Below are 13,242 nucleotides of genomic sequence, written 5' to 3'. Positions count from 1 at the left end.
CCTGACACAAGATATTGATTCCCGTCAGGTACGGATAACTAGATGTTGCGTACGGTGGCCGGCTTCGGACGCCCCAACAACCATCGGGAGGTTAATCAGCGGATGGCCAAGACAGACGCACGCAGTCCCCGCACCGAACGCGGGACCATCGCCCTGCAGGACGCGTCGCAGGATATCTGGGACAAGAAGTACCGGCTCAAGAGCAAGGACGGTACGCCGGTGGATGCCAGCGTCGACGGTACCTGGCAACGCGTCGCCCGCGCCCTCGCCGATGTCGAGGACAAGGCCTCCCGCGAACACTGGTATGGGCGCTTCCTCTGGGCCCTGCGCAACGGCGCCATCCCGGCCGGCCGGATCATCTCCAACGCCGGCGCCCTGGGGCACAAGCCGGCGACCTCGACCATCAACTGCACGGTGTCCGGGACCATCCAGGACTCCATGGACAACATCCTCGAGAAAGTCCACGAGGCCGGGCTGACGCTCAAGGCCGGCTGCGGCATCGGCTATGAGTTCAGCACCCTGCGCCCGCGCGGCGCCTACGTTTCCGGTGCCGGTGCCTACACCAGCGGGCCGCTGTCGTTCATGGACATCTACGACAAGATGTGCTTCACCGTCAGCTCCGCCGGCGGCCGCCGCGGCGCGCAGATGGGCACCTTCGATGTCAGCCACCCGGACGTCCGCGAATTCATCCGCGCCAAGCGCGAGGACGGGCGCTTGCGCCAGTTCAACCTGAGCCTGCTGATCACCGACCAGTTCATGCAGGCGGTGGAACAGGACGCCGACTGGCCGCTGGTGTTCCCGGTGCACGTGAAGGAACGCGACGAGATCGACCTCGACGACCCCAACGCGGTGGTCTGGCGCGAATGGCCGATCCAGGACGACTACGTCCAGCGCGCCGACGGGCTGGTCGCCTGCAAGGTCTACGGCCAGGTCCGCGCCCGTCACCTGTGGGACATGATCATGGTCTCCACCTACGACTATGCGGAGCCGGGCTTCATCCTCATCGACCGGGTCAACGAACTGAACAACAACTGGTGGTGCGAGGCGATCCGCGCCACCAACCCCTGCGGCGAGCAGCCTCTGCCGCCGTACGGCTCGTGTCTGCTCGGCTCGGTCAACCTCACCTGCTTCGTCGAGCAGCCATTTGGCGACGAGGCGCGCTTCGACTGGGACCGTTTCCGCGAAGTGGTGCGGGTGTTTACCCGGATGCTCGACAACGTGGTGGAAATCAACGGCCTGCCGCTGGAACAGCAACGCCAGGAAATCCTTGGCAAGCGCCGGCATGGCATGGGCTTCCTCGGCCTGGGCTCGACCCTGACCCTGCTCAAGCTGCGCTACGGCAGTCCCGAGGCCTGCGTATTCACCGAGGAAGTGGCGCGGGAAATGGCCCTGGTGGGCTGGGAAGTGGCCCTGGAGCTGGCCAGGGAGAAGGGCCCGGCGCCGATCCTGGCGCAGGACTACGAAGTCACTGCGGAAATGCTTCGCAAGCGTCCGGAAATGGCCGCCGATGGCTATAAGGCCGGCGACCGCATCCGCGGCAGCGTGCTTCACGCCAAGTATTCCCGCTACATGCAGCGGGTCGCCGAACATGCTCCGGAACTGATCGAGGCGTTGGCTGAAACCGGCGCGCGCTTCACCCACCACAGCTCCATCGCGCCGACCGGGACCATCAGCCTGAGCCTGGCCAACAATGCCTCCAACGGTATCGAGCCGAGCTTCGCCCACCATTATTCGCGCAACCTTATCCGCGAAGGCCGCAAGACCAAGGAAAAGGTCGAGGTCTACAGCTACGAGCTGCTGGCATACCGGACCCTGGTCAACGCCCAGGCCCTGCCGGACAGCGACGACCCGGCGCGACGCCTGCCGGACTACTTCATCACCGCCGACAGCGTCACCCCGGCGCAGCACGTGGACATCCAGGCGGCGGCGCAGAAGTGGGTCGATTCGTCGATCTCCAAGACCGCCAACGTGCCCACCGACTACCCGTTCGAGGACTTCAAGGACATCTACCGCTACGCCTGGCACCAGGGACTCAAGGGCTGCACCACCTTCCGCTTCAATCCCGAGGCGTTCCAGGGCGTGCTGGTCAAGGAGTCCGACCTGGAGAAGACCCGCTACCGCTTCGAACTGGAGGACGGCAGCGTGGTGGAGTTCAAGGGCAACGAGCAGGTCGAGTACGACGGTGAGATCCATACCGCCGCCAACCTCTTCGACGCCTTGAAAGAAGGCTATTACGGCAAGTACTGAGGCCGGGGGAATCGATATGTCAGCAGTCAAGATCACGCAGAAGATCAAGGGCTTCAAGGTCGTCAACGAAGCCGAGGAGCAGGCCCTTGCCGCCGCCGCGGAAGCCGCGTCGGTGGTGCAGATGGACGAGACCCTGGAGCGCCCGGATACCCTGATCGGCGCCACCTACAAGATCAAGTCGCCGCTGTTCGAGCACGCGCTCTACGTGACCATCAACGACATGGTCCTCAATGCGGGCACGGCGCACGAGCAGCGGCGTCCCTTCGAGATCTTCATCAACTCGAAGAACATGGATCATTTCCAGTGGATCGTCGCACTTACCCGCATCATGTCCGCGGTTTTCCGCAAGGGCGGCGACTGTACCTTCCTTGTCGAGGAGCTCAAGGCGGTATTCGACCCGCGCGGGGGCTACCTGAAGAAAGGCGGCATCTACATGCCTTCCATCGTCGCCGAGATCGGCGGCGTGCTGGAGCGCCACCTGACGGCCATCGGCTTGTTGCGTGGCCCTGAACTGGACGAGGAACAGCGCCTTTTCCTCGCGGAAAAACGCGCCGCCTACGAGGCCGCCCAGGGCACCAGCAAGGTCGAGCCGGGCGAAGGCTTCCCCGCCGGCGCGCAACTGTGCGGCAAGTGCAACAGCATGGCGGTGGTACATATGGACGGCTGCGCCACCTGCCTCAACTGCGGACACTCGAAATGTGGGTGAGCACTTGAAAAACGCATGCGTTTTTCAATGCGAACGACCGGCCAGGATGGCCGGGCCGGGGGTGGGCTGAACGACGAAGCCTCGACAGGATGTCAGCTCGGCCTTACCCAAGACGCCGAACCGCATGCGTTTTGAAGGGCGAACGACCGGCCAGGATGGCCGGGCCGGGGGTTGGCTGAACGACGAGGCCTCGACAGGATGTCGGCTCGGCCTCACCCAAGACGCCGAACCGCATGCGTTTTGAAGGGCGAACGACCGGCCAGGATGGCCGGGCCGGGGGTGGGCTGAACGACGAAGCCTCGACAGGATGTCGGCTCGGCCTCACTCCAAGACGCCGAACCGCATGGTTTTTGAAGGGCGAACGGCCGCAGGACGGCCGTGCTCCTGTGGTTCCTGCCTACAACGCAAACGGCAAATGAATCTCCACGTTCTGCCGTTGCGCCAGGCGCATCTCGAACTCCGCCGGATCATGGATCAGCACGTCCTGTCCGGCGAACGCCTCGGCGGCGATCAGTCGCGACAGCCAGAAGCGCACGCAGGCGACCCGCAGCATGCTCGGCCAGTGCTCGGCTTCCAGCGCGGTGAACGGCCGGCGGTTGGCGTAGGCGGCGAGCAGGGCGCGGGCGCGGGCCGGGTCCAGGCTGCCGTCGGTATTGGAGCACCAGTCGTTCAGGGTGATCGCCAGGTCGTAGAGCATCCAGCCGGAGCAGGCGTTGTAGAAGTCGATCAGGCCGGCCAGGTGCGGGCCGTCGAACAGCACGTTGTCGCGGAACAGGTCGGCATGCAGGTTGGCGCGCGGCAGCGCTGGACGCTCGGCATCCAGCGCGGCGATCTCCGCCAGGGCCGGGGCGAGCAGGGCGCGGGCCTGTTCCGGTAGTCGCGGGGCGAGGTTGGCACCTTGTTCCAGCATCCAGGGCAGGCCACGGTCGCTCGGGCGTTCGAGGATGCGCCCGCGGGTGGCGGCGTGAAGGTGGCCGAGCAGATCGCCCACTTCCTGGCAGTGGTGGGCGTTCGGCTGCCGCTCGTGGCGGCCGGCCAGGCGCGGTTGCAGCAGCGCCGGCTTGCCTTCGAGACGGCGCAGGGCCTCGCCGTCGCGGGTGCGCAGGGCGTAGGGCACCGGCAGGCCGTCCTCGTGGAGCACGTCGAGCAGTTCGATGAAGAACGGCAGGTCCTGCACCGGGCCGCGCTCGACCAGGGTCAGGACGAACTCGCCGTGTTCCAGGCTGACGAAGAAGTTGCTGTTCTCGGAGCCTTCGGCGATGCCACGGAAATCCCGCAGGCGGCCCAGGTCGTAGGGGGCGAGGAAGGCTTCCAGGGTCGAGCGTTCGAGTGGGGTGAACACCGACATGTCAGCGCGGCCTCGCCAGGTTGGAAATGCACATCACCAGCTGAAGATCTCCCATTGTGGAATCAGCTTGTCCGGCTGGTCGGAGCGAATGAAGTTGCCATCGCTGCCGTCGGCGCGGACCAGGAAATAGGGTTTGCCATGCTTGGGAACCACCTTGATGGCGTAGAGGAAGCCATTCACGCGGTATTCCTGGATGGTCTTGTCGCCCTCCTGGCGGATGGTTACGTCGGGCTCGCCGGAGGGCGCGTCGTCGTCCGCCGCCATCGCGACGAGCGGGGCGAACGCCAGCAGTCCGGCGAGCATCAAGCGGTTCAGCGTACGCATGGTAACCTTGCTCCTTTATCGAATCGTCCAGGGTTCATTCTACACGCCCTGGTCTCCGGAAAAGGTTGATTCCCCTCATGAGCCAAGCGCCCCTCGTCCTGGTGGACGGTTCCTCGTACCTGTACCGCGCCTTCCATGCCCTGCCGCCGCTGACCACCTCGACCGGCAAGCCCACCGGTGCGGTGAAGGGCGTGCTGAACATGCTCCTGAGCCTGCGCAAGCAGTACCCGGACAGCCCGTTCGCGGTGGTCTTCGACGCCAAGGGCCCGACCTTCCGCGACGAGCTGTTCGCCGAGTACAAGGCCAACCGGCCGTCGATGCCCGACGACCTGCGGGTCCAGGTCGAGCCGCTGCATGCCAGCGTCCGCGCCCTCGGCCTGCCGCTGCTGTGCGTGGAGGGGGTCGAGGCCGACGACGTGATCGGCACCCTGGCGCGCAGCAGCGCCGCGGCTGACCGCCCGGTGGTGATTTCCACCGGCGACAAGGACATGGCGCAACTGGTCGACGGGCACATTACGCTGGTCAACACCATGACCGGTAGCCGCCTCGACGTGGATGGCGTGAAAGAGAAATTCGGCGTCGGTCCTGAGCTGATCATCGATTTCCTCGCCCTGATGGGCGACAAGGTCGACAACATCCCCGGCGTTCCGGGTGTCGGCGAGAAAACCGCGCTGGGCCTGCTGACCGGTGTCGGTGGCGGCCTGGAGGTGCTCTACGCCAGCCTGGACAAGGTGCCCGAGCTACCGATCCGCGGCGCCAAGGGCTTGCCGGCGAAGCTCGAGGAAAATCGCGAGCAGGCGTTCCTGTCCTATCAACTGGCGACCATCAAGACCGACGTCGAACTGGACGTGGAGATCGACAAGCTGTATCCCGGCGAGCCGCAGCGCGAAGCGCTGATCGCCCTGTACCGCGAGCTGGAGTTCAAGAACTGGCTGGACGACCTCCTGCGCGAGGCCAAGGAGGCCGGCGAGAACGGCGAGGCGGAAACGCCTATCCAGGCCGAGGTCGACTACGACGTGGTGCTCGACCAGGCCGGATTCGACGCCTGGCTGAAGAAGCTGGAGGAGGCCGAGCTGATCGCCTTCGATACCGAGACCACCAGCATCGACGCCCAGCAGGCGCAGGTGGTGGGGGTGTCCTTCGCCGTGAAGGAGGGCGAGGCCGCCTACGTGCCGCTGGCCCACAGCTACATGGGCGTTCCCGAGCAACTGGACCGTGACGCGGTGCTGCGTGCGTTGAAACCGCTGCTGGAGGATCCGAAGAAGCTCAAGGTCGGCCAGCATGCCAAGTACGACATCAATGTCCTGGCCAATGCCAGCACCCCCATCGCGCTGCGGGGCGTAGCCTACGACACCATGCTCGAGTCCTATGTGCTGGACTCCACCGCCACTCGCCACGACATGGACAGCCTGGCCCTGAAGTACCTCGGCCACAGCACCATCCGTTTCGAGGACATCGCCGGCAAGGGCGCCAAGCAACTGACCTTCGACCAGATCGCCATCGAACAGGCCGGGCCCTATGCAGCGGAGGACGCCGACGTGACCCTGCGCCTGCACCAGGCCCTGTGGCAGAAGCTGGAGGCGATCCCGTCCCTGGCCAGGGTCCTGACCGACATCGAGATGCCGTTGGTACCGGTGCTGGCGCGGATCGAGCGCAACGGCGCGCTGGTCGACGCCAACCTGCTGGGCATCCAGAGCCGCGAACTGGGCGAGAAGATGGTCGCCCTGGAGCGCCAGGCATACGACCTGGCAGGGCAGGAATTCAACCTCGGCTCGCCCAAGCAGCTCGGCGCGATCCTCTACGACAAGCTCGGCCTGCCGGTTCTGAGCAAGACCGCGACCGGCCAGCCGTCCACCGCCGAGGCAGTGCTCGCCGAACTGGCCGAGCAGGACTTCGAGCTGCCCAAGGTGATCATGCAGTACCGCTCCATGAGCAAGCTCAAGAGCACCTACACCGACCGCCTGCCCGAGCAGATCAACCCGCGTACCGGACGCATCCATACCTCATACCACCAGGCGGTGGCGGCTACCGGGCGGCTGTCGTCGAGCGACCCGAACCTGCAGAACATCCCGATCCGTACCGCGGAGAGCCGGCGCATCCGCCAGGCGTTCGTCGCGCCGCAGGGCTACAAGCTATTGGCCGCGGACTACTCGCAGATCGAGCTGCGGATCATGGCCCACCTGGCCAAGGACGATGGCCTGCTGGATGCCTTCCGCCACGACCTGGACGTACACCGCGCCACCGCGGCGGAAGTCTTCGGCGTGCCGCTGGAAGACGTCAGCGGCGACCAGCGACGCAGCGCCAAGGCGATCAACTTCGGATTGATCTACGGCATGAGCGCCTTCGGCCTGGCCAAGCAGATCGGCGTCGAGCGCAAGGAGGCCCAGGCCTACATCGACCGTTACTTCGCCCGCTACCCCGGCGTCCTGGCGTACATGGAACGGACCCGCGCCCAGGCCGCGGAGCAGGGCTTCGTCGAAACCCTGTTCGGCCGTCGCCTGTACCTGCCGGAGATCCATTCGAAGAACGGCGCCATGCGCAAGGCCGCCGAGCGCACCGCGATCAACGCGCCGATGCAGGGCACCGCGGCGGACATCATGAAGCGCGCCATGGTCGCTGTGGATAACTGGCTGCAGGAAAGCGGCCTCGATGCCCGGGTGATCCTCCAGGTGCACGACGAACTGGTGCTGGAAGTGCGCGAGGAGCTGGTCGAGCAGGTGTGCGAGGGAATCCGCCCGCTGATGAGCGGAGCGGCGACCCTGGACGTACCGCTGGTGGTCGAGGCGGGTGTCGGTTCGAACTGGGACGAAGCCCACTGATGAACGGTTGCGAGGCCCGTGTGGCGGGCCTTGCGAGCAGGTCCGGAGTGCCCGGTGAGGGTGCCGTGGAAAAGTTTTTCGCGGTGCGCTGAACTTTCCCGTTTTGCCGACAGTCAGAACACACGAATGGCTTCTTGAGCCCTTCGATGCTCCTTTGCAGTGTTTAGTGTTGGCAGATTCCTGGACCCCGCCCTAGCGGTCCGGACTTGAACCCCGAACTTCCCCCTCCCCATACGAAGCTCGGGGTTTTTTTTGCCTGGAATTCAGGCTTCCTCGAACGCCTCTTGTTCCTCGTCCAGCAGGCCCAGCCATTGCGCCAGGACCATTTGCGCCTCGTCGACGCCCTGGCGCTTGGGCGCGGAGAATAGTTGCAGGGTGGCGACGTCGCCCCAGCCTTGCTGGACTTCCCGGCGTACCTTGAGCAGGGCGTTCTTGGCCGCGCCGAAGGCCAGCTTGTCGGCCTTGGTCATCAGTACATGGATCGGTAGCTGGCTGGCCTGGGCCCAATCCAGCATCAGTCGGTCGAAGTCGGTGAGCGGGTGGCGGATGTCCATCATCAGGAACACCCCGGTCAGGCTTGCGCGGCTGCTCAGGTAGGCTTCCAGGTGGCGCTGCCAGTGCTGCTTCAGGGGGATCGGCACCTTCGCGTAGCCGTAGCCGGGCAGGTCCACCAGGCGCCGCGAGTCGTCCAGGGCGAAGAAATTGAGCAGTTGGGTACGTCCCGGGGTTTTCGAGGTGCGCGCCAGGTTGGCGTGAGTGAGGGTGTTCAGCGCGCTCGACTTGCCGGCATTGGAGCGCCCGGCGAAAGCGACTTCCAGGCCTTCGTCGGGGGGGCACTGGTCGACCTGGGCGGCACTGATGAGAAAGCTGGCCTTCTGGCACAGGCCGACGATGGGGTTCTTCTCTGACATGGGTTATCCACAGGGGTGCGACTCGGTGTCGCGGGGGGCTGTTTCGTTTCCGTTTCGGTATCGGAAGTATATAATGCCGCGGATTTTGTGTGCGCTTTATCCCCCAGGGTCGAGCGCGCGCGGGAACGGACAGAGCATTTTCCGCGCGGTAGAACGCGGGCGTTCCCCCTGATGAGGACGATCATGAAGAAACTGCTGCTCGCAGCGACAGTCGTTGCGGTGGCCGTTACGGCGCAGGCGGCGCAGGACCCGGAAGCAGTGTTCAACCGGACCTGTGGCGCGTGTCACGACGGCCAGCTGCCGATGGCGCCGAAAAAGGGCGACCATGCCGCCTGGGAGCCGCGGCTGGCCAAGGGCATGCCGACCCTGGTCCAGCATGTGACCAACGGATTCAACGCCATGCCGCCCCGCGGCCTGTGCACCGACTGCAGTGCCGAAGACTACCAGGCAACCATCCAGTGGATGGTGAAGAAGTAGCCGAAGCCCACTATCTTTCACCCTTAGCCGTAATTGGATTAGCTGATGAACAAACTTCTCGTGAGTCTGCTGTTGACCCTGGGTCTGACCGGCCTTGCCCATGCCGCTGGCGATGCCGCCGCGGGCCAGGCGAAAGCCGCGGTGTGCGGCGCCTGTCACGGTGCGGATGGCAACAGCCCGGCGCCGAACTTCCCGAAACTGGCCGGCCAGGGCGAGCGTTACCTGCTCAAGCAGATGCATGACATCAAGGACGGCAAGCGTACCGTGCTGGAAATGACCGGGCTGCTGACCAACCTCAGCGACCAGGACCTGGCCGACATCGCCGCCTACTTCGCCAGCCAGAAGATGAGCGTCGGCATGGCCGATCCGAACCTGGTGGCCCAGGGCGAAGCGCTGTTCCGCGGCGGCAAGATCGCTGAAGGCATGCCGGCCTGCACCGGTTGCCATTCCCCGAGCGGCGTCGGCATCGCAACCGCCGGTTTCCCGCACCTGGGCGGCCAGCACGCGACCTACGTGGCCAAGCAGCTGACCGACTTCCGCGAAGGCACCCGCACCAACGACGGCGACACCAAGATCATGCAGTCCATCGCCGCCAAGCTGTCGAACAAGGACATCGCCGCGATTTCCAGCTACATCCAGGGTCTGCACTGATCGCTGCGTAGCACGGCAAAAAAGATGTATGAAAAAGGGTGGCCTCGGCTGCCCTTTTTTGCGTCCGCCATCGCTACAATGCTGGAACCCGTGACCGCTCCCCCCGGTCGAACTGACCGGGCCGAACCCGGCCGGAGAGCGGCACTGACCTCGCCTAGGAGTGAACGATGCGTAACCTGATTCTCACCGCCATGCTGGCCATGGCCAGCCTGTTCGGCATGGCCGCCCAGGCCGACGACTATACCGCCGGCAAGGAATACGTCGAGCTGAGCAGCCCGGTGCCGGTGTCCCAGCCGGGCAAGATCGAAGTGGTGGAACTGTTCTGGTATGGCTGCCCGCATTGCTACGCGTTCGAGCCGACCATCGTGCCGTGGAGCGAGAAGCTGCCGGCAGATGTCCATTTCGTGCGCCTGCCTGCCCTGTTCGGCGGTATCTGGAACGTCCATGGGCAGATGTTCCTGACCCTGGAAAGCATGGGTGTCGAGCATGACGTACACAACGCCGTGTTCGAGGCGATCCACAAGGAGCACAAGAAGCTCGCCACTCCGGAAGAAATGGCCGATTTCCTCGCCGGCAAGGGCGTGGACAAGGAAAAATTCCTGAGCACCTATAATTCCTTTGCCATCAAGGGCCAGATGGAAAAGGCCAAGAAGCTGGCGATGGCCTACCAGGTCACCGGCGTACCGACCATGGTGGTCAATGGCAAATACCGCTTCGACATCGGCTCCGCCGGTGGTCCGGAGGAAACCCTCAAGCTGGCCGACTACCTGATCGAGAAAGAGCGCGCAGCGGCCAAGAAGTAGGCAAGGTGATTCGGCATGTTGCGCCGCTGGCAGCGTGAACCTCGGGTCGCAGGTAGCTGCGACCCGCGAGTGAACCCCTCCTGTGACGATTCGCGGGAGCTGCCCGACGACGGCCGCCTGCGCCTTCTCAGCTTCAACATCCAGGTCGGTATCAGCACCGAGCGCTACCGCCACTACCTGACCCGCGGTTGGCAGCACCTGCTGCCCCACGCGGGGCGGGCGACCAACCTGAAGCGGATCGGCGAACTGCTCGCCGACTACGACCTCGTCGCCCTCCAGGAAGCCGACGGCGGCAGCCTGCGTTCCGGCTACGTCAATCAGGTCGAGCACTTGGCCCAGTTGGGGGCGTTCCCCTACTGGTACCAGCAGCTCAACCGCAACCTCGGGCGTATCGCCCAGCACAGCAACGGCCTGCTCAGCCGCTGGCGGCCGACCCTGCTGGAAGATCATCCGTTGCCCGGTCCGCCGGGACGCGGTGCGATCTTCGTGCGCTTTGGCGAAGGCGCCGACGCGCTGGTGGTAGTGATGATGCATCTCGCTCTCGGCGCTCGCACCCGCACCCGCCAGCTCGCCTATATCCGCGAGCTGATCGGCGACTACCGCCACCAGGTGCTGATGGGCGACATGAACACCCACGCCGTCGATCTTCTGGAAAACTCGCCCCTGCGCGACCTCGGCCTGATGGCGCCGCAGGTCGAGGCGACGTTTCCCAGCTGGCGGCCGCAGCGCAATCTCGATCACATCCTGCTCAGTTCCGATCTCGCTCTCGAGCGGGTCGACGTGCTCGACCAGCCGATCTCCGACCATCTGCCGGTATCGGTGGAGATTCGCCTGCCGGACAACTTGCGCGACAAGGCCTTGGTCGTGCGCGGGGATGCCGGGAGTCCGCCATGAGTCGCGACGACGTCCAGCGCTGGAAAGACAAGTACCTGGAGAACATCGAGCAGCAGGAGCGCCTGCAACGGCGCTGGGATGCCCGGATCGACCTGCTGCGTCGCGGCCTGGTGCGTAGCAGTCTGGCGGCCGAAGGCAGCGACAAGGCGGTCGACCAGTGCATGAAGGAGCTGCGCGAGATCCTCCGTCGCGACGACATGGACGCCGGCCTGTCGGGCCTGATTCCGCGCCTGGAAAAGGCCGTGCTCGACTCCGAACAGCGCCGCCAGCAACGCACCCAGCAGAACATCGATGCTCTCGGCGAACTGGCCCAGCAGTTGCTGGCCCTGGACCTGCCGCGGGAACTGCGCAAGCCGCTGAAGCAGTTCGCCCGCGATATCGAGGAGCGCGCCCGGCAGTCGCGCGAGATTCCGATCCTGCTCAGCGAGCTGAGCAGGCTGCAACGCCAGGCGCTGGCCGAGCGCAAGGGCGGCGATGCCGAAGACGGTCGCCCGAGCCTGTTGCAACGCCTGTTCGGCGGCAAGGAGTCGGAAACCACCGCGGAGCCGAGCGCATCGGTGCCGTCCGTTGTGGCGGCAAGCAATACACCGATCCAACCGGCGGCGGCCGCGCCGTCCCTGCCGGTCGCCGAGCACGACGAGGCGCCAGGCGGTCCGCCGCAGCCGTTGCCCGCCCGCACGGTCGCCGCCATCGAAAGCGCGCCAGCGGGTTGGGTCGGGGTCGCCGAGCGTGGCGAGCCGAACCAGATCCTGCTGGATGAGCCCCGGGAAATCTGGCTCGACAGCCTGCCGCTACCGGCCGGCCTGAGCTTTAGCGAGACGCTGGAAGAAGCGGGTGCGGAGCCGTCGCCCGCAATGCCGGCGGACGTTGAAAGCGCGCCCGAAGCTCCGGCCACTCCTGTGGATAACCTCGACGGGCAGGCGGTAGACGAGGCCTACGAACTGCCGCCGCCGATACCGGAGCCCGGCTACAGCGCGGTGGCGCCGCACATCGAGGCCAGCCTGCTGCGGCTGCTCGACGGTCTGTCCCTGCCGAGCAGCCACCAGCCCCAGGCCGAGGCGCTGCGGGAGCGGATCGATGGCAGCCTGAACTGGTATGAGCTGGTGCCGGTACTCGACGACCTGGCGGTGCTGGTGCTGTCCCTGGCGGACAGTGGCCAGCGCGACTTCGAGGAATACCTGCGGCAACTCAACGAGCGCCTGGAAAGCTTCCTCGGCCACCTGGGCGACGCCCACGCCGGCTATACCGACGTGCTGGACAACGCGCGCGGCTTCGACCAATCGCTGCGTGAGCAGGTCAGTGGCCTGCAGGCCAGCGTGCAGCAGGCGACCGACCTGAACAGCCTCAAGCTGGCGGTGGACAGCCGGCTGAACGGCCTGCTTGCCTCCATGGACGAACACCAGCGCGAACAGGCCGAGCACGAACAGGAGGTGTCCGGCCGCCTGCAGGCGCTGATGGAGCGGGTCAACAGCATGGAGCAGGATGCCAAGGCGTTCCACAGCCACCTGGAGGACCAGCGACAGAAAGCCCTGACCGATCCGCTGACCGGCCTGCCCAACCGCGCGGCGCTCAGCGAGCGCCTGGAACAGGAAGTGACGCGCCGGCACCGGGACGGCGGCGATCTGCTGCTGGCGGTGCTGGACATCGACCACTTCAAGCGGATCAACGACGACTTCGGCCACCTGGCCGGGGACAAGGTGCTGAAGATCATTGCCGGCGAATTGCGCAAACGGTTGCGGCAGGCCGATTTCATCGCCCGTTTCGGCGGCGAGGAGTTCGTCGTCCTGCTCCCGGCCACGTCCCTGGAAGCCGGCCGGCAACTGCTCGAACGGCTGCGCGCGGCGATCGCCGCCTGTCCGTTCCATTTCAAGGGCGAGCCCCTGAGCATCACCTGTTCCGCCGGCATCACCGCGTTCGAAGGCAACGAGGCCGGCGAAGCGGTTTTCGAGCGTGCCGACCAGGCGCTGTATCGAGCCAAGCGCGCCGGCCGGGACCGCCTGGAAGTGGCCTGAAGGGCGACCAGCGCACATTCCGACGACTCGGGACGGGCTCGCCTGCAGGT

11 protein-coding genes are annotated in these 13,242 nt (G+C 65.6%); 8 read left to right on the top strand and 3 right to left on the bottom strand.

Features of this window, described 5'->3' with window-relative positions; translation table 11 throughout:
* Positions 1-42: 42 nt before the first annotated feature.
* Together LE197_RS28105 and LE197_RS28100 are read left to right on the top strand one after the other, a co-directional pair.
* Entirely contained in the window at positions 43-2,247 is a 2,205-nt protein-coding gene (locus LE197_RS28105) for an adenosylcobalamin-dependent ribonucleoside-diphosphate reductase (RefSeq protein ID WP_003122328.1), read from the top strand.
* A gap of 16 nt (positions 2,248-2,263) precedes the next feature.
* Positions 2,264-2,953: an NrdJb gene (locus LE197_RS28100; RefSeq protein WP_196752369.1), complete on the top strand. Its 690-nt coding sequence runs from the start codon at positions 2,264-2,266 to the stop codon at positions 2,951-2,953.
* 397 nt (positions 2,954-3,350) lie between these two features.
* Here the strand turns inward: LE197_RS28100 and LE197_RS28095 are convergent, their stop codons facing one another.
* A complete protein-coding gene (locus tag LE197_RS28095; protein ID WP_003102827.1) occupies positions 3,351-4,301 on the bottom strand; it encodes a homoserine kinase in 951 nt (316 codons plus the stop codon).
* A 33-nt stretch (positions 4,302-4,334) separates the two neighbouring features.
* On the bottom strand, positions 4,335-4,625 hold the full coding sequence (locus tag LE197_RS28090) for a DUF2782 domain-containing protein (RefSeq protein WP_003096984.1): 291 nt from the start codon (positions 4,623-4,625) through the stop codon (positions 4,335-4,337).
* Between the two features lie 77 nt (positions 4,626-4,702).
* Here LE197_RS28090 and polA point away from each other — a divergent pair, with 77 nt between their 5' ends.
* The gene (gene polA, locus LE197_RS28085; protein ID WP_226033771.1) at positions 4,703-7,444 is read left to right on the top strand and encodes a DNA polymerase I; all 2,742 of its coding nucleotides are present in this window, start codon (positions 4,703-4,705) and stop codon (positions 7,442-7,444) included.
* 263 nt (positions 7,445-7,707) lie between these two features.
* On the opposite strand, the gene yihA is transcribed toward polA, so the two are convergent.
* Positions 7,708-8,355, bottom strand: a complete 648-nt coding sequence (gene yihA, locus LE197_RS28080) for a ribosome biogenesis GTP-binding protein YihA/YsxC (protein WP_023089770.1) — start codon at positions 8,353-8,355, stop codon at positions 7,708-7,710.
* Positions 8,356-8,538: 183 nt separating this feature from the next.
* Between yihA and LE197_RS28075 the strand changes: the two genes are divergently transcribed.
* The 5 genes from LE197_RS28075 to dgcP all read left to right on the top strand — a co-directional run bounded on the left by LE197_RS28075 (position 8,539) and on the right by dgcP (position 13,192).
* Positions 8,539-8,832, top strand: a complete 294-nt coding sequence (locus LE197_RS28075; protein WP_003096979.1) for a c-type cytochrome — start codon at positions 8,539-8,541, stop codon at positions 8,830-8,832.
* 45 nt (positions 8,833-8,877) lie between these two features.
* A complete protein-coding gene (locus LE197_RS28070; protein ID WP_003102831.1) occupies positions 8,878-9,483 on the top strand; it encodes a c-type cytochrome in 606 nt (201 codons plus the stop codon).
* 167 nt (positions 9,484-9,650) lie between these two features.
* Entirely contained in the window at positions 9,651-10,286 is a 636-nt protein-coding gene (dsbA, locus tag LE197_RS28065) for a thiol:disulfide interchange protein DsbA (RefSeq protein WP_003096976.1), read from the top strand.
* Between the two features lie 15 nt (positions 10,287-10,301).
* On the top strand, positions 10,302-11,180 hold the full coding sequence (locus tag LE197_RS28060; RefSeq protein WP_003096975.1) for an endonuclease/exonuclease/phosphatase family protein: 879 nt from the start codon (positions 10,302-10,304) through the stop codon (positions 11,178-11,180).
* Complete coding sequence (gene dgcP / locus LE197_RS28055; RefSeq protein WP_017148697.1) at positions 11,177-13,192, top strand: diguanylate cyclase DgcP; 2,016 nt, start codon at positions 11,177-11,179, stop codon at positions 13,190-13,192. The genes LE197_RS28060 and dgcP overlap by 4 nt, the downstream gene beginning before the upstream one ends.
* Positions 13,193-13,242 lie beyond the last annotated feature (50 nt).

This window comes from Pseudomonas sp. PS1(2021) (genome assembly GCF_020405165.1).
GTDB lineage: Bacteria > Pseudomonadota > Gammaproteobacteria > Pseudomonadales > Pseudomonadaceae > Pseudomonas > Pseudomonas aeruginosa.
Note: the sequence above shows the minus strand (reverse complement) of the source record. Positions and strands in the feature narration are given on the sequence as shown.